We start from the raw sequence: 22,142 nt of genomic DNA on the forward strand, positions 1-22,142 counted from the left end.
GCCCCGCCACAAGGGCGGGGCTTCGCGTCAGGGCCGTTGCAGGCGGCTTTAGGACTTGTAGATGTCGCGATCCTTGGTCTCCGGCAGCAGCAGGAGGCCAACGACGAAGGTCATCATCGCGATGATGATCGGATACCAGAGGCCCGAGAAGATGTTGCCGCTTGCCGCCACGATGGCGAAGGCCGTCGGAGGCAGGAAGCCGCCGAACCAGCCATTGCCGATATGGTAGGGCAGCGACATGCCGGTGTAGCGGATGCGGGTCGGGAAGAGTTCGACCAGCAGGGCTGCGATCGGCCCGTAGACCATCGTCACGAAGATGACGAGGATGAACAGGATACCGGCGGCCTGCAACGCGCGGGCGCTGCTGAACATCTCGCCGATCGATGGCGTCTTCAGGATGGTCGGATCGCCGGCCTTGGGATAACCCGCAGCCTGTGCCGCCGTGACCAGGTCAGCGGCTGCCGTCGGCGCGCCGTTGATCGTCGCCGCCAAAGCCGAGCCGGCGGGACCGTTGACGAGGTCGTAGTGGATCGAGTTGGTCGCGAGCGTCCGGCGCAGGGTGTCGCAAGGCTCGGTGAAGGTACGCACGCCGACCGGGTCGAACAGCGAGCCGCACTTGGCGGGATCGGCGGTGAGCACGACCTTCACCGTCTCGGTCGCGCTGATCAGCTTCGGATTTGCGGTCTTGGCCAGCATCGTGAACAGCGGGAAGTAGCTGATCGCGGCGATCAGGCAGCCCGCCAGCAGGATCGGCTTGCGGCCGATCTTGTCGGAAAGCCAGCCGAAGAAGATGAAGAACGGCGTGCCCACCAGCAGCGAGAGTGCGATCAGGAGGTTGGCCGTCGTGCCGTCGATCTTCAGCGTCTGGGTCATGAAGAACAGGGCGTAGAACTGTCCCGTGTACCAGACGACGGCCTGGCCGGCGGTGCCGCCAAAGAGCGCGATCAGGCCGATCTTGGCGTTGGACCAGGTGCCGAAAGCCTCGCTGAGCGGAGCCTTCGAGCCGGTGCCCTCTTCCTTCATCTTCACGAAGGCCGGCGATTCGGCGAGCTGGAGGCGGATCCAGATCGAGACGCCCAGCAGCAGGATCGAAACCAGGAACGGAACGCGCCAACCCCAGGCCGCGAAGGCCTCAGGCGTCATGCTGAGCCGCAGGACCAGGATGACGATCAGCGACAGCATCAGCCCGACGGTCGCTGTCGTCTGGATCCACGAGGTGTAGAAGCCTCGCCGGCCTTGCGGGGCGTGCTCGGCGACATAGGTCGCTGCACCACCATATTCGCCGCCGAGCGCCAGGCCCTGGAGCAGGCGGCAGATGATGAAGGCGGTTGGCGCGAGATAGCCAATCGATTCGAAGCTCGGCAGCAGGCCGACGACGAAGGTCGCCAGGCCCATGACGGTCATGGTGACGAGGAAGGTGTATTTGCGGCCGATCAGGTCGCCGAGGCGGCCGAAGAACAGCGCGCCGAAGGGACGCACCGCGAAACCGGCAGCGAAGCCGAAGAGGACGAAGATGAACTTCGCCGTGTCGTTGGTGCCCGGAACGAAAGTCTGCGCGATGTTGGCGGCGAGCGAGCCGGCCAGATAGAAATCATACCATTCGAAGACCGTGCCGGCCGACGAGGCGATGATGACCTTGCGTTCTTCCTTGGACATCGGGCGCGGCGTCGCGGCCCCCGATGTCTGTGCTGCCATGCTCATGGCTTTCTCCCCTGCTCGTTGCCCGACAGTCGGAAAATCCGGACTGCCCGATTGCACGCGGCTCGTTTTCTTGCGAAGCGTAGCCCCATGTCGCCGGACTGAGGCCAAAGGCCCCCCCATTTCCGGTCTGACCGAAGCAATGCGCGCACGAATTACGCAGTGCAATCAGGCAGATGGTCTTGCATCTTTAGGCTTACGACGTTTGGCTGAGAGCTCCGGCCGGCCATCGGCACCGTCATGCCCATGCCGGAGCGAGCGCGCTGGGGTCGACGATTCCTGGCTCGCCGCGTGCCGGTCGAGCCGGGGCCGCCTCAACGCCGCCGGCTGGCGGCGTAGAGCGCGATCGCGGTCGCGTTCGAGACGTTGAGGCTGGTGATCGTACCCGGCACCTCGAGCCGCGCCACATGATCGCAGAGGTCGCGGCTGCGCTGGCGCAGGCCCTTGCCCTCCGCGCCCATCACCATGACCAGCGGACGACGCAGTTCGACATCGTCGAAGGCGACCTCGCCGTCCGAATCAAAGCCGATGCGCAGGAAGCCGCGCTTGCCGAGTTCGTCGAGCGCATCGCCGAGATTGCGCACGGCGATCAGCGGCACATGTTCGAGCGCGCCCGAGGCCGATTTCGCCAGCACACCGGTCGCGGCCGGGGAATGGCGGATGGTGACGATCACCGCTGCCGCCGCGAAGGCGGCGGCCGAGCGCAGGATCGCACCGACATTGTGCGGGTCGGTGATCTGGTCGAGCGCCAGGACGACCGCATCGTCGGGCAGGCTGTCGAGATCGGGCGAGGGCAGGGGATCGCAGACGAGATAAAGCCCCTGATGCACCGAATCGGGCGTCAGCAGCCGGTCGATCTCGGAGGGGCGTACGAGCTCGGCCTGCAGCGGCAAATCGCCGATCTCCTCGGTCAGCCGCTTCAGCGCGTTCTCGGTGGCGAGCAGGCGGCGATGACGGCGCTTGGGGTTGCGCAAGGCCTCGATGACGGGATGGACGCCATAGAGCACGGCCTCGTCGATATCGCCGGGGCGATGCGGCGGCGGCCCGTCGGAGTGGTGCGGCCGGCGGCCGCCGGCATGGTGGCCAGCGGGTCTTCCCGGCTTGGGGCGGAACGGCGCAGGCATCATCGGTCTCCAGGGGGCGGAGCTGTGCCGTGCCATGACACGCGCCGCTTGACCAGTGCCGAGGAGCCACGACGGCACGATCCAGACGAAACTCAACGCAAGAATGGAGACAGGATCGATGGGAGATGCAAGTGAGCGCCTGATCATCGTCACCGGCGGGCCGGGGTCCGGCAAGACGACGCTGCTTGCGGCGCTGGCAGCGCGGGGTATCGCGACCTCGCCCGAGGCCGGGCGCGCGATCATCCGCGATCAGGTCGCGATCGATGGCGCCGGCCTGCCCTGGGCGAATCGCGAGCTCTTCGCCGAATTGATGCTCGCCTTCGACCTTCAGACTTATCAGGCGGCGGTCGCTCGCGGCGGCAGCGTCGTCTTCGATCGCGGAATCCCCGACATCGCGGGATATCTGCGACTGTGCGGCCTGCCGGTGCCGGCGCATCTTATCCGGGCGCTGGAGCGGTTCCGCTATGCCACCGAGGTCTACATCGCGCCGCCCTGGCGCGACATCTTCGCGAACGACGCCGAGCGGCGGCAGGATTTCGATGAGGCGCGGCGCACCCATGACGCCATGCTCGCGGTTTATCGCGAGCATGGCTATGCGCTGACGGCGCTGCCCCTGGGAAGCATCGAGGCGCGCGCGGACATTGTTGCCGCACGGATCGGTGCAATGCTCCATTCGGTTGGAGACTGAGGGTTGACACGCCGAAGCCCGGTCACCATAAGTCCGGCCGCGCCTGTCGCCCGTCACGCAAGTGACACAGGCGGTCGCCTGCGGTTCAACCGCAACAGGCGCGGGCGGGGGAATGTCCCGAGCGGCAAAGGGGGCGGACTGTAAATCCGCTGGCTATGCCTTCGCAGGTTCGAGTCCTGCTTCCCCCACCATCCTTTCCTGCCCGGCAGCGGCAAGACGAAGCGGTTCCGGCGTGCCCTGGGCCGTCGGATGCCGGCCAGCTTCCGATACCATGCCACGGCATCTTGACATCGCTTCATTCATCGTCGATTCCGGTCCGGCGATGCGGGTGTAGCTCAATGGTAGAGCAGCAGCCTTCCAAGCTGAATACCCGGGTTCGATTCCCGGTACCCGCTCCAGTCTCCCCAAAGCATCGTACGCTCGAGCCCGGATTGGGCCGCCCCTGAATCGCTCGCGCGAGAACGCCCCGCATGTCCGGGCCGCAGCAAGGCGGCAAGAAAATTCACTGTCATTCCCGCTCCGATTTCGAGTGCGCTTTCTCGAAGCAGTCGATTCTCCAGAGATTTATCGTTTTTGAGCCGCGCCTCTGGACCCGCCCGCCTTTCTCCCTAATGTGCCTGCAGTTTTGACATGGGGCGGCCTTCGCAAGATCTCGAAGGCGCGCGGTGCGGCAATGCTGGTGAACATCTCTGCCGCACGATCGATGCGGAGCTGCGCGGGCCAGGGTTTCGCGCTGCAGCCGCGCTTGGTTTTCTAGGAATGTGCAGCCGCCTCTTGCGTCCACGCGCATTCCAGCCACTGCGTTAGCGCCATGACGAGCCTTGCGACATCATCGCTGGTACCGAAGCCGTCGCTGCGTCGCCGCGCCGAGCGCGGGCTGTTCGGCCTCGTCGCGGGACTGGAATGGCTAGGAGCCATCATCCTCGCGGTGCTCTTCGCCGTGGTGATGGCCGCGGTGCTGCGCCGCTATGTATTTGGCGGTGGATATGTCTGGTCCGACGAATTGGCGATCTGGCTGAACGTGGCGCTGGTCGCCGTTGGCGCGCCCTTGGCCGCGACCAGTGCGCTGGCGATGCGGCTCGACGTGATCGTGCGCCTGCTGCCTGCCGGAGCGCAGCGCCTGGCTTCGGTCTTCGCCGACGCGGTCGCGGTTCATGGCTCGCTCGTGCTCGCCTGCGGCGGCGCCAGCGTCGTGGCGCTCGTCGGCGGCAGCTCGACTGTCCTCGGCCTGCCGGAATGGCTGCGTTTTGCCGCCTTCGCGGTCGGTGGCGGGCTGACCGTTGTCGTCGTGCTGTGGCGGGCCGCGCTGGACAGCTCCTGGCCGGCGGCCCTGGCCTCGCTGGTTCTCGGCATCGGCTTTTACCTGGCGGCGCAGAGCGCTACGGGAATTTTCGTGGAAACGCCGAGCCTGGTTGCGGCCTCGCTCGCCGGGCTTGGGCTGATCCTGGGTGCGCCGCTGCCCTATGTGCTGCTGGCCGGCGTCTCGCTCAGCGGCGCCTTCGGCGGGCTCTTGCCCGAGCCGGCCATCGTCCAGAACACGGTCTCGGGCGTCTCGAAATTCCTGCTGCTGGCGATCCCGTTCTTCCTGCTTGCCGGCGAGTTGCTGACGGCGGGCGGATTGGCCGAGCGGCTGGTGCGCTTTGCCGCCTCGCTGGTCGGGCATTGGCGGGCGGGGCTGGCACAGACGACATTGATGTCGAGCGTGCTGTTTTCGGGCGCGTCGGGCTCCTCTGTGGCCAACGCCGCCTTCGGCGCCAAGGTGATGGCGCCGGCCCTGATCGCGCGCGGCTATCCGCCGGCCCATGCGGCGGCGATTGTGGCCGGCGTCTCGATGCTCGACAACATCATCCCGCCCTCTATCGCCTTCCTGATCCTGGCGACGGCGACCAATCTGTCGGTCGGCTCGCTCCTGGTCGGCGGCTTCATTGCCGGCGGGGTTCTGGCGCTGGCGTTGGCGATCGGCATCCATCTCAGCGTGCGCGAAGTGGTCGATGCTGCGCCCAAGGCCAGCGGGCAGGAGCGGGCGAAGAGCTTCATCGGCGCGCTTCCGGCGATCGGGCTCGGCGTCGTCGTCGTGGTCGGCATCCGCTTCGGCGTCGTCACCGTCACCGAGGCTTCGGCGCTGGCGGTGGCCTATGCGCTTATCGCCTGCCTGGCTCTGCGCAGCCTGAATATCGGCACGGTCTTCGGCGCTTTGCGCAAATCGGCGACGGAAGCGGCAGCTGTCGGCATGCTGATCGGGGCGTCGGCGCCCTTCGCCTTCCTGCTCGCGGTCGACCGGGTGTCCGACCAGATGGCGGGGCTGGTGACCGCGCTTGGCGGTGGACCCTATGCGGTGATGCTGCTTGCAAATCTCGTCCTGCTGGTAGCCGGGCTCTTCCTCGATATCGGCGCGGCGATCCTGCTGCTGGCACCGCTGCTCCTGCCCGTTGCGATCTCGGCCGGGCTCGATCCGATCCAGTTCGGCGTCATCCTCGTGGTCAACCTGATGATCCATGGGCTGACCCCGCCACTGGGCATCCTGGTCTATGTCGTCAGCGGAATCACCCGCGTGCCGGCGGGCGCCGTCTTCCGGGCCGTCCTGCCGCTGCTGGCGACGCTTCTGGTGGCGCTAGCCGTACTGTGCCTGGGGGCGGCGGCCTGGCCCTCGTTTCCACCACCCTTCAAGGAGTTGTTCTGATGTCGCCGACTCGCCGCGAGATCACGGCCAGCCTGTTGGCCGCGCCCGCGCTGCTCTCCACCCGTGCGGCCCATGCGGCCGGCCGGCCCGTGACGGTCGCCTCGCTCTTCGGCGAGGACAAGCCCGAGACCAGAGTCTGGCGCAAGATCGCCGAGATCCTGAACCGGACCGCGCCCGGCCGCTTCGACCTGCGCATCGTCGGCAATGCGGCGCTGGGCGGCGAGAAGGAGGTCGCCGAGGGTGTCCGGCTCGGATCGGTCCAGGCCTCGCTCTCGACGATCTCGGCCTTGTCGGGCTGGGTTCCCGACAGCCAGATCCTCGACCTGCCCTTCCTGTTCCGCGACCGGGGTCATCTCAAGCGCGTGCTGGCAGGGCCGCTCGGGGACGAGCTCAAGGGCAAGTTCGAGGGGCAGGGCTTCGTCGTGCTCGGCTTCATCAATTACGGCGCGCGCCATCTCCTTGCCAAGGAGCCGATCACCACGCCCGCAGGCATCAAAGGCAAGCGCATCCGCGTGATCCAGAGCCCGCTGCACACGGAGCTCTGGTCGGGGCTCGGCGCCTATCCGACGCCGATCCCGATCCCCGAGACTTATAACGCGCTGAAGACCGGCGTGGTCGATTGCATGGACCTGACCAAATCGGCCTATGTCGGCTTCAAGCTGCACGAGGTCGTGCCCTATCTGATCGAGACCGGCCATATCTGGGCCTCCGGCGTGATCTATGTTTCGGCGGCGTTCTGGAAGGGACTTTCAGCCGAAGACAAGGCGGCGCTGTCGGCCGCCGCCGCCGAGGGCGTCGGCTATTTCGACGACCTGATCGTCGCCGACGAGGAGGCCTCGATGGCGAAGGCGGCAGCGGAAGGCGGCAAGGTCGTGCAGCCGCAGGACCGGCCGGCCTGGGAGGAGGGCGCCCGCAAGGTCTGGACGTCGTTCGCGTCCAAGCTCGGCGGCATCGACAAGATCGAGGCGGTGGCGAAGAGCGCGTGAGTCCAGATTGGCTGCTAATGCGCGGCCCGGTCGAGATGGCCGAGGTCACGGCTGGGGTCGAGCCGGTCGCGGACGCGCTGCTTCAGCGCCTTGACGTCGGGAAAGCCGTCATCGGCGACGCGGTCCCAGATCAGCACGTCGTCGTAATGGATCTGGAAGCTCCCGCCTGAGCCCGGCCGCAAGGCGACTTCGCCGAGATCGGGGCCGAAGGTGTGAAGCAGCTCCTGCGCCATCCAGGCCGAGCGCAGCAGCCAGTTGCACTGGGTGCAGTAGGTGATGGCGATGCGCGGCGGTTTCACGTCACTCATTGGCTTTCGCTCCGTAGCGGTCAGGCGGTGAACCGTTTTGCCGACCGGCGCGCGCGGTTCTCGCACAAGCCTCTTGCCGGCATATGAGGGGCGGGGCAAGCCGTGATGGCGCGGCCCCGTTGCGGCGTTGCCAACCGGGGCCCGCCGTCATCGCGTCGTCATGCGTCACTTTCATCCGCGGGTGTTTGCATTCGCGGGCGTTCGCGCCGATTCGCCGCGCTGGCTGAGAGGAATGAGATGTCGATCGAGATCGCGGGTGGCAGGGCGCTGCTGGAGGAGCTGGTCGAGGCCGATATCGTCGTCGTGGGCGGCAGGATCGCGGAGCCGGGCGCACCTGCTCCTGCCGGTGCTTTACGACTCGACGCGTCCGGCCTGCTCGTGCTGCCGGGTATCGTCGATTGCCATGGCGATGCCTTCGAGCGCCACATCATGCCGCGTCCCGGCGTCTCCTTCGACATCGATCTCGCCTTGCGCGACGCCGATCGCGCCATGCTGGCGAACGGCATCACGACCGCCTTCCATGGCGTGACCTGGTCCTGGGAGCCGGGCCTGCGCGGCGCCGACAATGCGCGCTCGCTGATCGAGGCGATGGCGCGCCTCGCCCCCGAGCTCGGTGCGGACACGCGCTTCCATCTGCGCCATGAGACCTTCAATCTCGATGCCGAGGCCGAGATCCTCGACTGGCTCGCCACGGGTCGGGTCGGCGTGCTCGCCTTCAACGACCATACCGAAGGCCTGCTGAAGGAGGGCGTCCGCCCGTCCAAGGTTGCCAAGATGGTCGAGCGTACCGGGCTGTCCTCGGCCGATTTCATGACGCTGGCCGAGGCGGTCTATTCCCGCCGCGACGAGGTCGCGGGCTCGGTCTCGCGGCTGGCGCAGGCGGCGCTCGAGGCTGGCGTGCCGACCTTGTCGCATGACGACATGACGCCGCAGATGCGGGCCTGGTATCGCTCGCTCGGCGTGCGCGTCGCGGAATTCCCGATCGATGCGGCGACGGCGCGAGAGGCTGCCGCCCATGGCGAGGCGATCGTCTTCGGCGCGCCCAATGTCGTGCGCGGCGGCTCGCATCTCGGCTGCCCCGGGGCCGAGGACATGGTGCGCCAGGGGCTCTGCACGATCCTGGCCTCGGACTATTATTACCCGGCGCTGGCGCTGGCCCCGTTCGTCCTGGCGCGCAAGGGGGCGGCGGTGTTCACGGAGGCCTGGAAGCTGGTCTCGCAAGCGCCGGCGCAGGCGCTGGGACTGCATGATCGCGGCGTGATCGCGCCGGGCAAGCGCGCCGATCTCATCCTGGTCGCGGAGGGGCCGCAGCCGCGCGTCGTCGCGACGATCGCCGGCGGCAGGCTCGTCCATCTCGCGGATCAGAGCATTCTGGCATGACGCTGCCGGTAGCGCAGCCAGGGGGGCGCCGTGGAAACCATGTTATTCCATGATTCTAGAAATATGGATTGACGGATCGTCGAAGCTGGTTCATCATGCTTGCATGAACACGCAAGACGCCGCCGCCAGACTCGAAGCCCTGGGCAATCCGACCCGGCTCTCGCTCTTTCGCCTGCTGGTCCGCGCCGGCCATGACGGGCTCTCGGTCGGCCAGTGCCAGCAGCGGCTCGAGATCGCGGCCTCGACCCTGTCGCATCACCTCAAGACGCTGATCATCGTGGGGCTCGTCAGCCAGGAGCGCGACGGCACCACGCTGATCTGCCGGGCCAATTTCGACCTGATGAACGCGTTGCTGCAGTTCCTCGTGGCCGAGTGCTGCGTCGAGAGCCGCTGCGGCCCAGACGAGCAGGACGCGGCCTGATTTCGCTGTCTGCTATTTCGGTTATTCCAGAATTTGAGGATCATGAGATGGCGGAGATCAAGACCATTGCGATCATCGGGGCAGGTCCGGTTGGGCTGGCGGCAGCGGCCCATGCCATCGAACGCGGTCTGAGACCGGTCGTGCTGGAGCAGGGCAGTGCGGTCGGGCATGCCGTGCGGCATTGGGCGCATGTGCCGATGTTCTCGCCCTGGGCTTTCAACATCGATGGCGCGGCGGAGCGGCTGCTGGCCGCATCCGGCTGGAGCCGTCCCGATCCAGACGGATACCCGACCGGCGGCGAGCTGATCGATCGGTATCTTGCGCCCTTGGCGCAACGCACGGCGCTGCGCGATGCGATCCATTTCGATGCGCGCGTGCACTCCGTGACCCGCTCCGGCTTCGACAAGGTCAAGACCACTGGGCGTGATCGCGCGCCCTTTGCTCTGCGCTATGCCAGTGCAGCCGGCGAGCAGACCCTGCTGGCGGACGCCGTGATCGACGCCTCCGGCACCTGGTTCTCGCCCAATCCGGCCGGCTCGGGCGGACTGACGGCGCTCGGGGAGCGCGAGGCCGCTGCTGCGATCAGCTACGGCATGCCCGATGTGCTGGGCGAAGTGCGGGCGCGTTATGCCGGCAAGCGGATTGCGGTTTTGGGCGGAGGACATTCCGCCATCGGCACGCTGATCGCGCTCGCCGATCTGCAGGAGCGCGCGCCCGAGACCCGGATCGTCTGGCTTTATCGCGGCGCCGCGCTGTCCAAGGCCTTTGGCGGTGGAGCGGCCGATCAGTTGACCGCGCGCGGCGAACTGGGCATGCGCATCGCAAAGCTCGTCGAGCGGGGCCTGATCGCGGTCGAGACTGCCTTCCAGCTCGAACGGATCGAACGGGTGGAGGCGGGTCTGCATCTTGTGGCGGCCGATGGCGGCGGACGCGATGTGGCAGTCGACGAGTTGATCGTCGCGACCGGGTTCCGGCCCGATCTCGCTTTGCTGCGTGAACTCAGGGTCGAGCTCGATCCGGCTCTGGAATGCTCGCCGGCTCTGGCGCCGCTGATCGATCCCAACGCGCATTCCTGCGGCACGGTGCGCCCGCATGGCGCGGCCGAACTCGCCCATCCCGAGCCCGGCTTCTACATAGCGGGCATGAAGGCTTATGGCCGGGCACCGACTTTCCTGCTGGCCACCGGCCATGAGCAGGTCCGCTCGATCGTCGCCGAGATCGCGGGCGATCACGCGGCAGCGCGGCGGGTCGAGCTCGTGCTGCCTGAGACTGGCGTCTGCAGCACGAGGCCCGGCGGCCCTGCCGTGGCCGACTCCGGCTGCTGTGGCGGCCCAGCTCCTGCGGCGGTCGATGCCTGCTGCGCGGCTGACGCCCGGGCGAAGGCTTCAGGCGAGGCCGGTTGCGGCTGTGGCGGCGCGCCGGTTCGCGGGGCCGCTCATGAGGTGGCCGAAGCCTGATGTCGCACGCGTTGCTGCCGTCGCCCGCTCCGTCCGGGGAGAGAGGGCTGTCCCTCATCCTTGCCCTCGGCATTACCCAGGTCGTCGGCTATGGCTGCCTCTACTATGCCTTTGCCGTGCTCGCGCCGGGCATGACAGCGAGCTTCGGCTGGGCTCCGGAATGGACCTATGGCGGCTTCGCGGCCGGCTTGCTGGCCGGCGGGCTGATCGCACCGCTCGTGGGCCGTCTGATCGACCAGCATGGCACCCGCATGATCATGAGCCTGGGTTCGGGCCTGGCCGGCCTTTCGCTGCTGGCGCTGGCGGAAGCACGCGGGCCGATCGGCTATTTCGCCGCCATGATCGCACTCGAGCTCGTCTCGACCATGGTGCTGTACGACGCCGCCTTCACTGCCCTGACGCAGGCGAAGGGCGGTGGCGCGCGCCGCGCCATCAGCCAGCTCACCTTGATCGGCGGCTTTGCCTCGACCCTGTTCTGGCCGCTGACGACCGCCCTGCTGAACGGGTTCGATTGGCGCGATATCTACCGGCTCTATGCCGTGCTGCAGTTCGTGCTCTGCGTACCCCTGCATCTGCTCATGCTGCCCAGGCGCCCGCATCGCCCGCCGGCTATGACGCCGGTAGCCGTTGCGGCAACGGCGCCGCAGGATGGCTATCTCGAAGGCGAGGCGCGGCGACGCGCCTTCATGCTGCTCGCGCTGGCTTTCTCGCTGCAGGGCTTCGTCGTCTCGGCCATGTCGGTGCATATGCTGACGATGCTGCAGGGGCTGGGCCTGAGCGCCGGGCTCGCTGTCGGCATCGGCGCGATGGTCGGCCCTTCGCAGGTCGCGGGGCGTCTGGCCGAGATGCTCTTCGGCACCGCGCTCGACCCCGTCACCACGGCCTGGGCTTCAGCCGCGCTGATGCCGTTCGGCCTCCTCATGCTCATGATCGGCAACACGACTGCGACGCTCGCCGGGCTCTTCGCCATCGCTTACGGGGTCAGCCTGGGCCTGAGCTCGATCGTGCGTGGAACCGTGCCGCTGCAGCTCTTCGGCCCGGCCGGATATGGCGCGATGCTGGGCAAGCTTTCGGCGCCGGGGCTCGCGGTGAAAGCCGCTGCTCCGCTGGCCTTTGCCATCCTGATCGAGCGGGCGGGGTTGATGCCGAGCACCTTGCTTCTCGTCGCCTTGTCGGCGCTTGCCGCCATTGCGCTCTTCTTGCTGGCGCGCAAGGCGCGCTGAGCCGCCATCCAGCCTCGATGCCTTCAGGCTGCCGGCGCGGTCGTCGTCGCTTCGGCCAGCATGAAGGCGTCCAGCACCTCACGCTCCTCCACTGACAGGCGCAAGCCCAGCTTGCCGCGCCGCCAGAGCACATCCGCGCCGCGCCTGGCCCATTCCTGGCGGATCAGATAGCGCAGCTCGCGCTCGTAAAGGTCGGCGCCGAAATGGCGTCCGAGATCGCTCATCCCTTGCGCGCCGGCGAGAATCTCGCGCGCCTTCGTGCCATAGGCGCGCACCAGCCGCGTCACGGTCGATCGCGCCAGCCAGGGATGGGCGGCGGCGATCTCGTCGGCCAGCGCTCCGAAGCCGGTCACCGGGAAATCGCCCCCGGGCAATGTGCCGTTGACGGTCCAGGCGGGCCGGCCGGCCCAGCCGGCATGCGGCGCGAGCTTGTCCAGAGCCGCTTCTGCGAGGCGGCGATAGGTCGTGATCTTGCCGCCGAAGACCGAGAGCAGCGGGGCTTCGCCCTCGGGCGCGTCGAGGGTCAGTACATAGTCGCGCGTCGCTTCCTGTGCCTTGGAGGCGCCGTCGTCATAGAGCGGGCGCACGCCGGAATAGGTCCAGACGACCTGCTCGGGCGTGACGGGCGCACGAAAATACTCGCTTGCGGCGGCGCAAAGATAATCGATCTCCCCGGGCGTCGCTTTCGCTTGGGCAGGATCGCCGTTGTAATCGCGGTCCGTGGTGCCGATCAGGGTGAAGTCGTGCTCATAGGGGATCGCGAAGATGATGCGGCCATCGGCATTCTGGAAGATGTAGCAGCGGTCGTGCTCATAGAGTTTGGGCACGACAATATGGCTGCCCTGGACCATGCGGACGGCGGCCTTGGTGTTCGAGCGCACGACGCCGCCCAGAACATCGCCGACCCAGGGGCCGGCGGCGTTGACCAGCGCCTTGGCGGTCACGGTGATGCGGCCGGCTTCGCCGTCCCCGACGATCCGCCAGAGCGCGCCGTCGCGATCGGCCGAGACGACCTTTGTTCGTGTGTGGATCGCGGCTCCCTTGGCGGCTGCATCGGCCGCGTTCAGCACGACGAGGCGGGAATCCTCGACCCAGCAATCGGAATATTCGAAAGCCCGCGCATGGTCGTCCTTGAGCGGCCGGCCGGCAGGATCATGAGCAAGATCGAGTGTCTTCGTTGCCGGCAGCAGCTTTCGTCCGCCGATATGGTCGTAGAGGAAAAGCCCAAGCCGGAGCAGCCAGGCCGGGCGCAGGCCGGCATGGTGCGGCAGCACGAAGCGCAGCGGCCGGATGATGTGCGGCGCGAGCCGCCAGAGCCGCTCGCGCTCCATCAAGGCTTCGCGCACCAGCCGGAACTCGTAATGCTCGAGATAGCGCAGGCCGCCATGGATCAGCTTGGTCGAGGCCGAGGAGGTGGCGCTGGCGAGGTCGTCCTTCTCGAACAGCACGACCGAGGCGCCGCGCCCGGCCGCGTCGCGGGCGATGCCGCAACCATTGATGCCACCGCCGATGACGGCGAGATCGTAAGCTGGCTCAGCGCTCTTCATCGTCGCATCAGGCCTTGAAGATGGTCTTCGCCGCAAGCCCATGCCGGGCGCAGGCGTTGCGGGTATCCACAACGAGCTTGGCATGGCGGGCGACGAGGCCGTAATCGACATCGTCATGGTCCGTCGCGATCAGCACGGCGTCGAAGGCGGCGAGCGTCTCGGCGCTCAGCGCCTGGCTCTTGCGGGCGGTCAGGCCGCCATGCTTCCGCGTCGGCCGTATCTCGGGGATATGCGGGTCGTGATAGGCGGCGCTCGCGCCGCGCGTCTCGATCAGTTCGATCAGCTTGAGGGCAGGGCTCTCGCGCATGTCCTCGATGTTCTTCTTGTAGGCGATGCCGAGGACGAGGATGCGCGCACCGCTGAAGCCGCGGCCGAGCTGTGTGTCCACAAGCTCCGCCAGCCGCTCGACGACGCGGTAGGGCATGTCGGTGTTGATCTGGCCGGCGAGTTCGATGAAGCGCGTCGTGACGTCGAATTCGCGTGCCTTCCAGGTCAGGTAGAACGGGTCGATCGGGATGCAGTGCCCCCCTAGGCCCGGCCCCGGATAGAACGGCATGTAGCCGAAGGGTTTCGTCTTGGCGGCGTCGATCACCTCCCAGATGTCGATGCCCATCGCGGCGTAGACCTGCTTCAACTCGTTGACGAGCGCGATGTTGACGGCGCGGAAGATGTTCTCGGTCAGCTTCACCGCCTCGGCGGTCGCGGTCGAGGAGACCGGCACGGTCTTGACCACGAGCGCGGCGTAAAGCGCGTCGGCCATGGCGAGGGCATCGGGCCCGTCGCCGCCGACAACCTTGGGGATATCGGAGGTGCCGAACTCCCCATTGCCGGGGTCCTCGCGCTCGGGCGAATAGGCGAGGAAGAAATCCTGTCCGCTCTTGAGGCCGGTGGCGGTCTCCAGGATCGGGCGCATCAATTCATCGGTGGTGCCGGGATAGGTGGTCGATTCCAGCACGATCAACTGGCCCGGCCGCAGGCGCCGGGCGATCGCTTCCGTGGTCTGGCGGACAAAGGAGAGATCGGGTTCACGATGACGCGAGAGCGGCGTCGGCACGCAGATCAGCAGCGCGTCGGGCTCGGCCAACCGGTCGAAATCCGTCGTGGCCTCGAAGCGCCCCGTCTTCAGGCCCTCGACGATCAGCTCCATCGGGATGTGCTTGATCGTCTCCTTGCCGGCATTGATCTGATCGACGCGCGGCTGGTCGATGTCGAAACCGACCACCCTGATGCCCCGGCGCAGCGACGCCAGCGCCAGCGGGATGCCGACATAGCCGAGGCCGACAATGCCGAGCACGACCTCGCGGCTGTGGACGCGGTCGATGAAACGCTGCGCTGCTTGTGATGTCGCGCTCAATCCAGGCTCCCGACAACGCGGCGCATGGGAGCGCGCCGACGAGGCTTGCTCCTTGCCGAGTTGATCGAGGCTGTCAACGCGGCCGCCGCAATGACGGTTCGTTCGTCAGAGCCAACTCTTGATGCTCGCGACCATCGCGTCGGTGGAGATGCCGTAGCGGTCATGCAGCGTCGGCAGCGCGCCGGCATCGAGGAAGGCGTCGGGCAGGGCGATCTGGCGGAAGGCGGGCGGATGGATGCCGGCGCGCATCAGGACACCCGCCACCGCCTCGCCTAGGCCGCCGACGACCGAATGGTTCTCGGCTACGATCACCATACGGCCGGTGCGGGCAGCCTCGCGCTCGATCGTCCCGACATCGAGCGGCTTGATCGTCGGCACATGCAGCACCGCGACATCGATGCGGTCGGCCTCGAGCCGCTTGGCGGCCTCCAGGGCCCGCATCGTCATCAGGCCCGACGAGATGATCAGCACGTCGCGGCCGTCGCGGATCGTCTTGGCCTTGCCGAGTTCAAAATGGTAGCCGTACTCGTCGAGCACGAGCGGGACATTGCCGCGCAAGAGCCGCATATAGACGGGCCCTCGATGCGCCGCGATCGCGGGGACCGCCTGCTCGATCTCATGGGCGTCACAAGGGTCGATGATGGTCAGGTTCGGCATGCCGCGGAAGATCGCGATGTCCTCGGTCGCCTGATGGCTTGGGCCATAGCCCGTGGTCAGGCCGGGCAAGGCGCAGACGATCTTGACGTTGAGGTTCTCCTCCGCGATCGCCATGAAGATGAAGTCGTAGGCGCGCCTCGCCGCGAAGACCGCATAGGTCGTGGCAAAGGGCGTGAAGCCCTCGCGCGCCAGCCCTGCCGCTGCCGAGATCATCACCTGCTCGGCCATGCCCATCTGGTAGAAGCGGTCGGGACAGGCCTTCGCGAAGAGATGCAGGTCGGTGTATTTGCTCAGGTCGGCGGTGACGCCGACGATGTCGGGCCGTGTCCTGGCGAGTTCGACCAAGGCGTGGCCGAAAGGGGCCGGCTTGGTGCGCTGGTCCGGGCCTGCGATGGAGGCGATCATCGCCGAGGTGGTGAGCCGCGTGCCGCCGAGCGCCGGATTGTCGAGATGGGCGGGGCGTTCGTATTTCGAGGGCCTCATGCCGGCCTCCCTGCATCGAGAACGGCCAGGGCATCGACCCATTCCTCCGGCTCGACGCGCAGGAAATGATTGCGCTCGCGCTCCTCGAGGAAGGGCACGCCCTTGGCCATCCTGGTGTCGCAGATGATGATGCGGGGCTTCTTCGCCTCGCTATGACGCGCCGCGTCGAAGGCCTCGACCAGCGCCGCGAGGTCGTTGCCATCGACGCGCTGAGCGAACCAGCCGAACGCCTCGAACTTCGGCAGCAGCGGTTCGAAGTTCATCACCTGCGTCGAGGGGCCGTCGGCCTGCATGTTGTTGACGTCGACGATGCCGATCAGGTTGTCGAGCTTGTGGGAACCTGCCGCCATGGCCGCCTCCCAGGTCGAGCCCTCATCGAGTTCGCCATCGGAGAACAGGTTGTAGACGAAGCTCTTCGACGCCTTGCGTTTCAGGCCCAGGGCCATGCCGACAGCGATGCCGAGCCCATGGCCGAGCGAGCCGCCAGTGATCTCCATGCCCGGCGTATAGGCCGCCATGCCCGACATCGGCAGCCGGCTGTCGTCGCCGCCATAGGTTTCAAGCTCATCCTCGGGGATGATCCCGGCCTCGATCAGCGCGGCATAGAGCGCAATCGCATAGTGCCCGATCGAGAGCAGGAAGCGGTCGCGACCCTCCCATTCCGGTTCGTGCGGCCGATAGGTCAAGGCGTGAAAATACGAGACCGCGAGCACGTCGGCGACACCAAGTGCCTGGGCGATATAGCCTTGGCCCTGGACCTCGCCCATGCGCAGGGCGTTGCGGCGGATGCGCCAGGCCCGTTCGGCGAGGCTGACATTGGGAATCGCGTGGCTGGCGCTTTCAGCCATGGGCGTGCCGGCCGGCGATGCTGCCGTTCGATGTCATCATCTCTCCCTAAGGTCGTCTTCTGATTTGCCGCGACTGTTCCCGCTTCGCGGTGCCGAGACAAGCGCCTGATCTGCCGACGGGGCATGCGCCCCCGTCGGCGTGTCCCGACGCAAGACGATTGTCAAAAAGGCGCGACCTCGCCTAGTCATGTGCTGCCCTTTGAGCATCACGGACCCTGCGGCCCCGCCATGACCGTCACCGATATCGCGTCGCGTACCTATAATCATGGCTGGCGGCTTGATCCGATCATCCGCAGCCTGCTCGACACCGATTTCTACAAGCTCCTGATGCTGCAGATGATCCGGGCCTTCCATCCGGAGGTGCAGGTCACGTTCTCGCTGATCAACCGCTCGAAGCACATTCGGCTCGCCGATATCGTCGACGAGGCCGAGTTGCGCGCCCAGCTCGACCATGCGCGCGAGGTCCGCTTCTCGAAGAAGGAGTTGATCTGGCTGGCGGGCAACAGTTTCTACGGCAAGACGCAGATGTTCTCGCCGGATTTCATCGGCTGGCTCGCGGATTTCCGCCTGCCCGAATACGATCTGCGCCGCGTCGACGGGCAGTTCGAACTGCATTTCGAGGGACCCTGGACGCATACCACGATGTGGGAGGTTCCCGCGCTCGCCATCATCAACGAGTTGCGCGCCCGCCGTGTCATGGTCGGCCAGAAGCGTTTCTCGCTCGATGTGCTCTATGCCCGCGCCAAGGCGAAGATGTGGGACAAGGTCGACCGGCTGCAGAAGCTGCCGAATCTGCGGCTCTCCGATTTCGGCACGCGCAGGCGCCACGGCCATCTCTGGCAGCGCTGGTGCGTCGAGGCACTGAAGGAGGGGCTGGGTGCCGCCTTCAGCGGCACCTCCAACGTGTTGCTGGCGATGGACAACGACCTGGAGGCGATCGGCACCAACGCGCATGAACTACCGATGGTGCTGGCTGCGCTCGCCGAAAGCGATGAGGAGCTGCTGCGCGCGCCCTATCGCGTGCTCGACGAATGGCGCCAGGTCTATGGCGGCAATCTGCTGATCGCCTTGCCGGATGCCTTCGGCACCACGAGCTTCCTGCGGCACGCGCCCGACTGGGTCGCCGACTGGACCGGATTCCGGCCCGATTCCGCCCCGCCCATCCCGGCCGGCGAGGAGATCATGGCGTGGTGGCGCAGCAAGGGCCGCGATCCCAGGGAGAAGCTGCTGGTCTTCTCCGACGGGCTCGATGTGTCGGCGATCGAGCGCGTCTACCACCATTTCGACGGCAAGGTCCGCATGGCCTTCGGTTGGGGCACGGACCTCACCAACGACCTCGTCGGCTGCTCGCCGGACGGTTCGCGCGAACTCGACCCGATGTCGCTGGTCTGCAAGGTGAGCAAGGCCAATGGCCGCCCGGCGGTGAAGCTCTCGGACAATCCCGAGAAGGTCTCTGGCGTGGCGGATGTGGTGGCGCGGTATCGGCGGGTGTTCGGCGGCTGAGCGCCATCGTGCGAAGGCGGGACTTCTAGCCGCGGCGAATTGGGCGCTTTCTTGGGAATGCCGCCGAGATCGGAGCTATGCTCAGCGCCGATCCGCGCCGGGCCGGGCTTGATGGCACGCTGCTGCAAGGCATGGACGCCGTCGTCAGCATGGCCGGCGGTCTCGGCGCCGGCTGGGTGGCGCAGCATCCGGGCTTCGCCGCTATTTCCGGATCGCGACCGTCATGGCGGTTCTCCCGGCGCCGGTCGTGGCCTGGCTGGCGACGCGGGCCGCAAGCGCGGCGCGATGATCCAGATGCTGGCGATGTTGCGAGCATGCCCGTCCAATAGCTTCACCGTGACGGTGCATTTGCTGAGGCATATCGGCGGTCGCTGGAGCGTGCTGGGCCAGCTCCGCGGCTATCGCCCTCGCGACGGGGGGCCGGAAGGCCTGCGGGTGGCGAAGCCGCAACTTGCATCCTCTCCCAAAAACCCCTAATGCGACCGCGCTTTTCAGGCCTCGTAGGGCCGTTGTCAGGAAACAGGTGTCATGGCCAAAGAGAAATTCGCTCGCAACAAGCCGCATTGCAACATTGGAACGATTGGTCACGTCGACCATGGCAAGACGTCTTTGACGGCAGCGATCACGAAGGTTTTGGCTGAGTCTGGCGGCGCGTCGTTCACGGCGTATGACCAGATCGACAAGGCGCCGGAGGAGAAGGCCCGCGGCATCACGATCTCGACGGCTCACGTCGAGTACGAGACGGCTGCGCGCCACTATGCCCACGTCGACTGCCCCGGCCACGCCGACTATGTGAAGAACATGATCACGGGCGCGGCGCAGATGGACGGCGCGATCCTGGTGGTGTCGGCTGCCGACGGCCCGATGCCGCAGACCCGCGAGCACATCCTGCTGGCGCGCCAGGTCGGCGTTCCCGCGCTTGTGGTGTTCATGAACAAGGTGGATCTGGTCGACGACGCCGAGCTGCTCGAGCTGGTCGAGATGGAGATCCGCGAGCTTCTGTCGAAGTACGACTTCCCGGGCGACGACATCCCGATCACCAAGGGTTCGGCGAAGGTTGCGCTGGACGGCGGCGACAAGGCGATCGGCCATGACGCGGTGATCGCGCTGATGAAGACGGTCGACGAGTACATCCCGCAGCCGGCGCGCCCGCTGGACCTGCCGTTCCTGATGCCGGTCGAGGACGTGTTCTCGATCTCGGGTCGCGGCACGGTGGTGACGGGTCGCGTCGAGCGCGGCATCGTCAAGGTCGGCGAGGAAATCGAGATCGTCGGCCTGAAGGACACGGTCAAGACGACGGTGACGGGCGTCGAGATGTTCCGCAAGCTGCTCGACCAGGGCCAGGCCGGCGACAACATCGGGGCGCTGCTGCGCGGCACGAAGCGCGAGGACGTGGAGCGCGGCCAGGTGCTGTGCAAGCCGGGTTCGGTGAAGCCGCACACCAAGTTCAAGGCCGAGGCCTACATCCTGACGAAGGAGGAGGGCGGTCGTCATACCCCGTTCTTCACCAACTACCGCCCGCAGTTCTACTTCCGCACGACGGACGTGACCGGCGTGGTGCACCTGCCTGAGGGCACCGAGATGGTGATGCCTGGCGACAACATCGCCATGGAAGTGCACCTGATCGTGCCGATCGCGATGGAGGAGAAGCTGCGCTTCGCCATCCGCGAAGGCGGCCGCACCGTCGGCGCCGGCGTTGTTGCTTCGATCATAGCCTGATCGAAGCAACAACGACGCCAGCGGAAACCGCAGGCTTTTGCGGCGCCGGCGTCGTCGCCTCGATCATCGCCTGATCGATAAGATCAGGTTCGGGTTTGGGAAAGGGCGGTGGCGACACCGCCCTTTTTCATTGTGGCGAAAGGAAGCGGCCGTTCGTTTTCGACTTGAAAAGCTCCGCGCCTTGAGGCAAAGCATCGCCGACTACAGGGGTGTAGCTCAGTTGGTAGAGTACCGGTCTCCAAAACCGGTTGTCGTAGGTTCGAGCCCTACCGCCCCTGCCAGTCCCGCACGAAGCCGCTTTGTGGCGCCGGTTGGTTCTGTAGATCGCCGATGACGCAGAACATCTACGATACGCCGGCTTTCTTCAGCGCCTACAGCCAGCTGCCGCGTTCGGTTCACGGCCTCGCCGGAGCGCCCGAATGGCCAGTGCTGCAAAGCCTCCTTCCCGATCTGCGTGGCCTCAAGGTTCTCGATCTCGGCTGCGGTTTCGGCTGGTTCTGCCGCTGGGCGCGGGCGAACGGAGCGGCGAGCGTGCTCGGCGTCGATGTCTCCGAGAACATGCTGGCAAGGGCGCGGGAAGAGACCGGCGACATGGCCGTCAGCTATGAGCGCGCCGATCTGGAGCGCTTCGCGCCCGCACCCGGCAGCTTCGATCTCGCCTATAGCTCGCTTGCCTTTCATTACCTGACGGATCTGGGCGGGTTGCTCGAAAGGGTCGGCCAGGCGCTGCCGCCTAGCGGCATGCTGGTCTGCTCGGTCGAACATCCCTTGATGACGGCTCCGGCTCATCAGGGCTGGTCGCTCGACCCCGGCGGGCAGCCGGCCTGGCCGGTGAACGGCTATCTGGCGGAAGGGCCGCGCAGGACGGACTGGCTGGCGAAGGGCGTGATCAAGCAGCACCGCACGATCGCGACCTATCTCGACCTCATGCTCCGAGCCGGCTTTGCCCTGACGCATTGCGTGGAATGGGCTCCGAGCGAAGACCAGGTCGCGGCCCATCCGGAGTGGGCGAAGGAGCGGGAGCGGCCATCCTTCCTGCTGCTGGGCTGCAAACGCCTCTAGCTCCTGTTCAGGGCAGCTCGCATGCCCTTGAAAAGGCGCTTGGCTAACGCTGCGGCCCGTTGTAAGAGGCACGTCATGACGGCGCGCGGCTCCACGAGCCCCGCGCCGCGAATGTTTCAGGACGGCCGATTCGGCCTTCGGCGAGGGCCGGAGCGCGGTTTTGGAACCCGAGGTGATACGATGGCTAAGACCAACCCCTTCAGCTTCCTGCAGGACGTTCGCACCGAAGCGACGAAGGTCACCTGGCCGTCTCGGCGCGAGACGCTGATCACGACGGGCCTCGTGCTCGCCATGGTGGTCGTCTCGAGCCTGTTCTTCCTTTTCACCGATACGATCATTCGTTGGTCGCTCGGCATCATCCTCGGCGCACGCTGAACGGAATCAGACACGTGACAACTCGCTGGTACATCGTCCACGCCTATTCCAACTTCGAGAACAAGGTCGCGCAGTCGATCCGCGACCAGGCGGCGCAGCGCAATCTCGCCGACAAGTTCGACGAGGTCCTGGTGCCGACCGAGAAGGTCGTCGAGGTTCGGCGCGGCCGCAAGGTCGATGCCGAGCGCAAGTTCTTCCCCGGTTATGTGCTGGTGAAGTGCGAGATGACCGACGAGGTCTATCACCTGATCAAGAACACGCCGAAGGTCACCGGCTTCCTGGGCGCCGACAAGGCCAAGCCCATGCCGATCCCCGAGGTCGAGGCGATGCGGATCAAGGGCCAAGTCGCCGAAGGCATCGAGCGGCCCAAGCCCACGGTCGTCTTCGAGATCGGCGAGCAGGTGAAGGTCTCCGACGGGCCCTTCGCCTCGTTCAACGGCGTGGTCGAGGATGTCGATCATGGCCGCGCCCGGCTCAAGGTCGCGGTCTCGATCTTCGGCCGCGCGACCCCGGTCGAGCTCGAATACGGCCAGGTCGAGAAGCTCTAAGCGATATCGGAAGGCCTTTAGGGGCTTCCCTTCGGTGCCGCCCTGTGTCATAGGCGGCGCCTCAACCGCGTGGGAGGCGTG

General features: G+C 66.6%; 20 protein-coding genes and 3 tRNA genes. 16 read left to right on the forward strand and 7 right to left on the reverse strand.

What is annotated here, in order from left to right:
• Nucleotides 1-48: 48 nt before the first annotated feature.
• Both CYD53_RS06800 and rlmB read right to left on the reverse strand, forming a co-directional pair.
• The gene (locus CYD53_RS06800; protein ID WP_181011742.1) at nucleotides 49-1,701 is read right to left on the reverse strand and encodes an MFS transporter; all 1,653 of its coding nucleotides are present in this window, start codon (nucleotides 1,699-1,701) and stop codon (nucleotides 49-51) included.
• A 311-nt stretch (nucleotides 1,702-2,012) separates the two neighbouring features.
• Nucleotides 2,013-2,822, reverse strand: a complete 810-nt coding sequence (gene rlmB / locus CYD53_RS06805) for a 23S rRNA (guanosine(2251)-2'-O)-methyltransferase RlmB (RefSeq protein ID WP_103717556.1) — start codon at nucleotides 2,820-2,822, stop codon at nucleotides 2,013-2,015.
• A 118-nt stretch (nucleotides 2,823-2,940) separates the two neighbouring features.
• Here rlmB and CYD53_RS06810 point away from each other — a divergent pair, with 118 nt between their 5' ends.
• From CYD53_RS06810 to CYD53_RS06830, 5 genes are all read left to right on the forward strand, one after another.
• The gene (locus CYD53_RS06810) at nucleotides 2,941-3,510 is read left to right on the forward strand and encodes an AAA family ATPase (RefSeq protein ID WP_103717354.1); all 570 of its coding nucleotides are present in this window, start codon (nucleotides 2,941-2,943) and stop codon (nucleotides 3,508-3,510) included.
• A 106-nt stretch (nucleotides 3,511-3,616) separates the two neighbouring features.
• A tRNA-Tyr gene (locus tag CYD53_RS06815) sits at nucleotides 3,617-3,701 on the forward strand.
• A 133-nt stretch (nucleotides 3,702-3,834) separates the two neighbouring features.
• Nucleotides 3,835-3,908: transfer RNA gene (locus tag CYD53_RS06820), tRNA-Gly, on the forward strand.
• A 413-nt stretch (nucleotides 3,909-4,321) separates the two neighbouring features.
• Nucleotides 4,322-6,190 carry a TRAP transporter large permease gene (locus CYD53_RS06825; protein ID WP_103717355.1) on the forward strand — a complete coding sequence of 623 codons (1,869 nt, stop codon included), beginning with the start codon at nucleotides 4,322-4,324 and terminating at the stop codon, nucleotides 6,188-6,190.
• Nucleotides 6,190-7,176 (forward strand): TRAP transporter substrate-binding protein, encoded by a 987-nt coding sequence (locus tag CYD53_RS06830; protein ID WP_103717356.1) that lies wholly within the window; start codon nucleotides 6,190-6,192, stop codon nucleotides 7,174-7,176. The genes CYD53_RS06825 and CYD53_RS06830 overlap by 1 nt, the downstream gene beginning before the upstream one ends.
• Before the next feature lie 14 nt (nucleotides 7,177-7,190).
• Here the strand turns inward: CYD53_RS06830 and CYD53_RS06835 are convergent, their stop codons facing one another.
• Nucleotides 7,191-7,484: an Rdx family protein gene (locus tag CYD53_RS06835; protein WP_103717357.1), complete on the reverse strand. Its 294-nt coding sequence runs from the start codon at nucleotides 7,482-7,484 to the stop codon at nucleotides 7,191-7,193.
• Nucleotides 7,485-7,589: 105 nt separating this feature from the next.
• On the opposite strand from CYD53_RS06835, the gene CYD53_RS06840 reads away from it, so the two are divergent.
• The 4 genes from CYD53_RS06840 to CYD53_RS06855 all read left to right on the forward strand — a co-directional run bounded on the left by CYD53_RS06840 (nucleotide 7,590) and on the right by CYD53_RS06855 (nucleotide 11,965).
• Complete coding sequence (locus CYD53_RS06840) at nucleotides 7,590-8,864, forward strand: alpha-D-ribose 1-methylphosphonate 5-triphosphate diphosphatase (protein WP_281261246.1); 1,275 nt, start codon at nucleotides 7,590-7,592, stop codon at nucleotides 8,862-8,864.
• 103 nt (nucleotides 8,865-8,967) lie between these two features.
• Entirely contained in the window at nucleotides 8,968-9,285 is a 318-nt protein-coding gene (locus CYD53_RS06845; protein WP_103717359.1) for an ArsR/SmtB family transcription factor, read from the forward strand.
• Nucleotides 9,286-9,332: 47 nt separating this feature from the next.
• Nucleotides 9,333-10,742, forward strand: coding sequence for an NAD(P)-binding domain-containing protein (locus tag CYD53_RS06850; RefSeq protein ID WP_103717360.1), 1,410 nt, complete (start codon nucleotides 9,333-9,335; stop codon nucleotides 10,740-10,742).
• Nucleotides 10,742-11,965 carry an MFS transporter gene (locus tag CYD53_RS06855; protein ID WP_103717361.1) on the forward strand — a complete coding sequence of 408 codons (1,224 nt, stop codon included), beginning with the start codon at nucleotides 10,742-10,744 and terminating at the stop codon, nucleotides 11,963-11,965. Before CYD53_RS06850 ends, CYD53_RS06855 begins: the two co-directional genes overlap by 1 nt.
• 23 nt (nucleotides 11,966-11,988) lie before the next feature.
• On the opposite strand, the gene glpD is transcribed toward CYD53_RS06855, so the two are convergent.
• From glpD to CYD53_RS06875, 4 genes are all read right to left on the reverse strand, one after another.
• A complete protein-coding gene (glpD, locus tag CYD53_RS06860; protein ID WP_181011743.1) occupies nucleotides 11,989-13,512 on the reverse strand; it encodes a glycerol-3-phosphate dehydrogenase in 1,524 nt (507 codons plus the stop codon).
• A gap of 7 nt (nucleotides 13,513-13,519) precedes the next feature.
• Nucleotides 13,520-14,866 (reverse strand): nucleotide sugar dehydrogenase, encoded by a 1,347-nt coding sequence (locus tag CYD53_RS06865; protein ID WP_103717363.1) that lies wholly within the window; start codon nucleotides 14,864-14,866, stop codon nucleotides 13,520-13,522.
• A gap of 105 nt (nucleotides 14,867-14,971) precedes the next feature.
• Nucleotides 14,972-16,006, reverse strand: coding sequence for a transketolase family protein (locus CYD53_RS06870; RefSeq protein WP_103717364.1), 1,035 nt, complete (start codon nucleotides 16,004-16,006; stop codon nucleotides 14,972-14,974).
• Nucleotides 16,003-16,854, reverse strand: a complete 852-nt coding sequence (locus CYD53_RS06875; protein WP_103717365.1) for a transketolase — start codon at nucleotides 16,852-16,854, stop codon at nucleotides 16,003-16,005. Before CYD53_RS06875 ends, CYD53_RS06870 begins: the two co-directional genes overlap by 4 nt.
• Nucleotides 16,855-17,082: 228 nt before the next feature.
• Between CYD53_RS06875 and pncB the strand changes: the two genes are divergently transcribed.
• The 7 genes from pncB (at nucleotide 17,083) to nusG (ending at nucleotide 22,061) form a co-directional block, all read left to right on the forward strand.
• Entirely contained in the window at nucleotides 17,083-18,357 is a 1,275-nt protein-coding gene (gene pncB / locus CYD53_RS06880; RefSeq protein ID WP_103717366.1) for a nicotinate phosphoribosyltransferase, read from the forward strand.
• Between the two features lie 285 nt (nucleotides 18,358-18,642).
• Nucleotides 18,643-18,834 carry a hypothetical protein gene (locus CYD53_RS30490; protein WP_210202296.1) on the forward strand — a complete coding sequence of 64 codons (192 nt, stop codon included), beginning with the start codon at nucleotides 18,643-18,645 and terminating at the stop codon, nucleotides 18,832-18,834.
• A gap of 51 nt (nucleotides 18,835-18,885) precedes the next feature.
• The gene (gene tuf, locus CYD53_RS06890) at nucleotides 18,886-20,076 is read left to right on the forward strand and encodes an elongation factor Tu (protein ID WP_103717368.1); all 1,191 of its coding nucleotides are present in this window, start codon (nucleotides 18,886-18,888) and stop codon (nucleotides 20,074-20,076) included.
• Nucleotides 20,077-20,281: 205 nt separating this feature from the next.
• Nucleotides 20,282-20,357: transfer RNA gene (locus CYD53_RS06895), tRNA-Trp, on the forward strand.
• 49 nt (nucleotides 20,358-20,406) lie between these two features.
• Nucleotides 20,407-21,138 (forward strand): class I SAM-dependent methyltransferase, encoded by a 732-nt coding sequence (locus CYD53_RS06900; RefSeq protein WP_103717369.1) that lies wholly within the window; start codon nucleotides 20,407-20,409, stop codon nucleotides 21,136-21,138.
• 180 nt (nucleotides 21,139-21,318) lie between these two features.
• Entirely contained in the window at nucleotides 21,319-21,513 is a 195-nt protein-coding gene (gene secE, locus CYD53_RS06905; RefSeq protein WP_069692168.1) for a preprotein translocase subunit SecE, read from the forward strand.
• Nucleotides 21,514-21,527: 14 nt separating this feature from the next.
• Nucleotides 21,528-22,061: a transcription termination/antitermination protein NusG gene (nusG, locus tag CYD53_RS06910; RefSeq protein WP_069692167.1), complete on the forward strand. Its 534-nt coding sequence runs from the start codon at nucleotides 21,528-21,530 to the stop codon at nucleotides 22,059-22,061.
• Nucleotides 22,062-22,142 lie beyond the last annotated feature (81 nt).

Origin of the sequence: Allobosea psychrotolerans (assembly GCF_002917105.1) — a bacterium.
Taxonomy (GTDB): domain Bacteria; phylum Pseudomonadota; class Alphaproteobacteria; order Rhizobiales; family Beijerinckiaceae; genus Allobosea; species Allobosea psychrotolerans.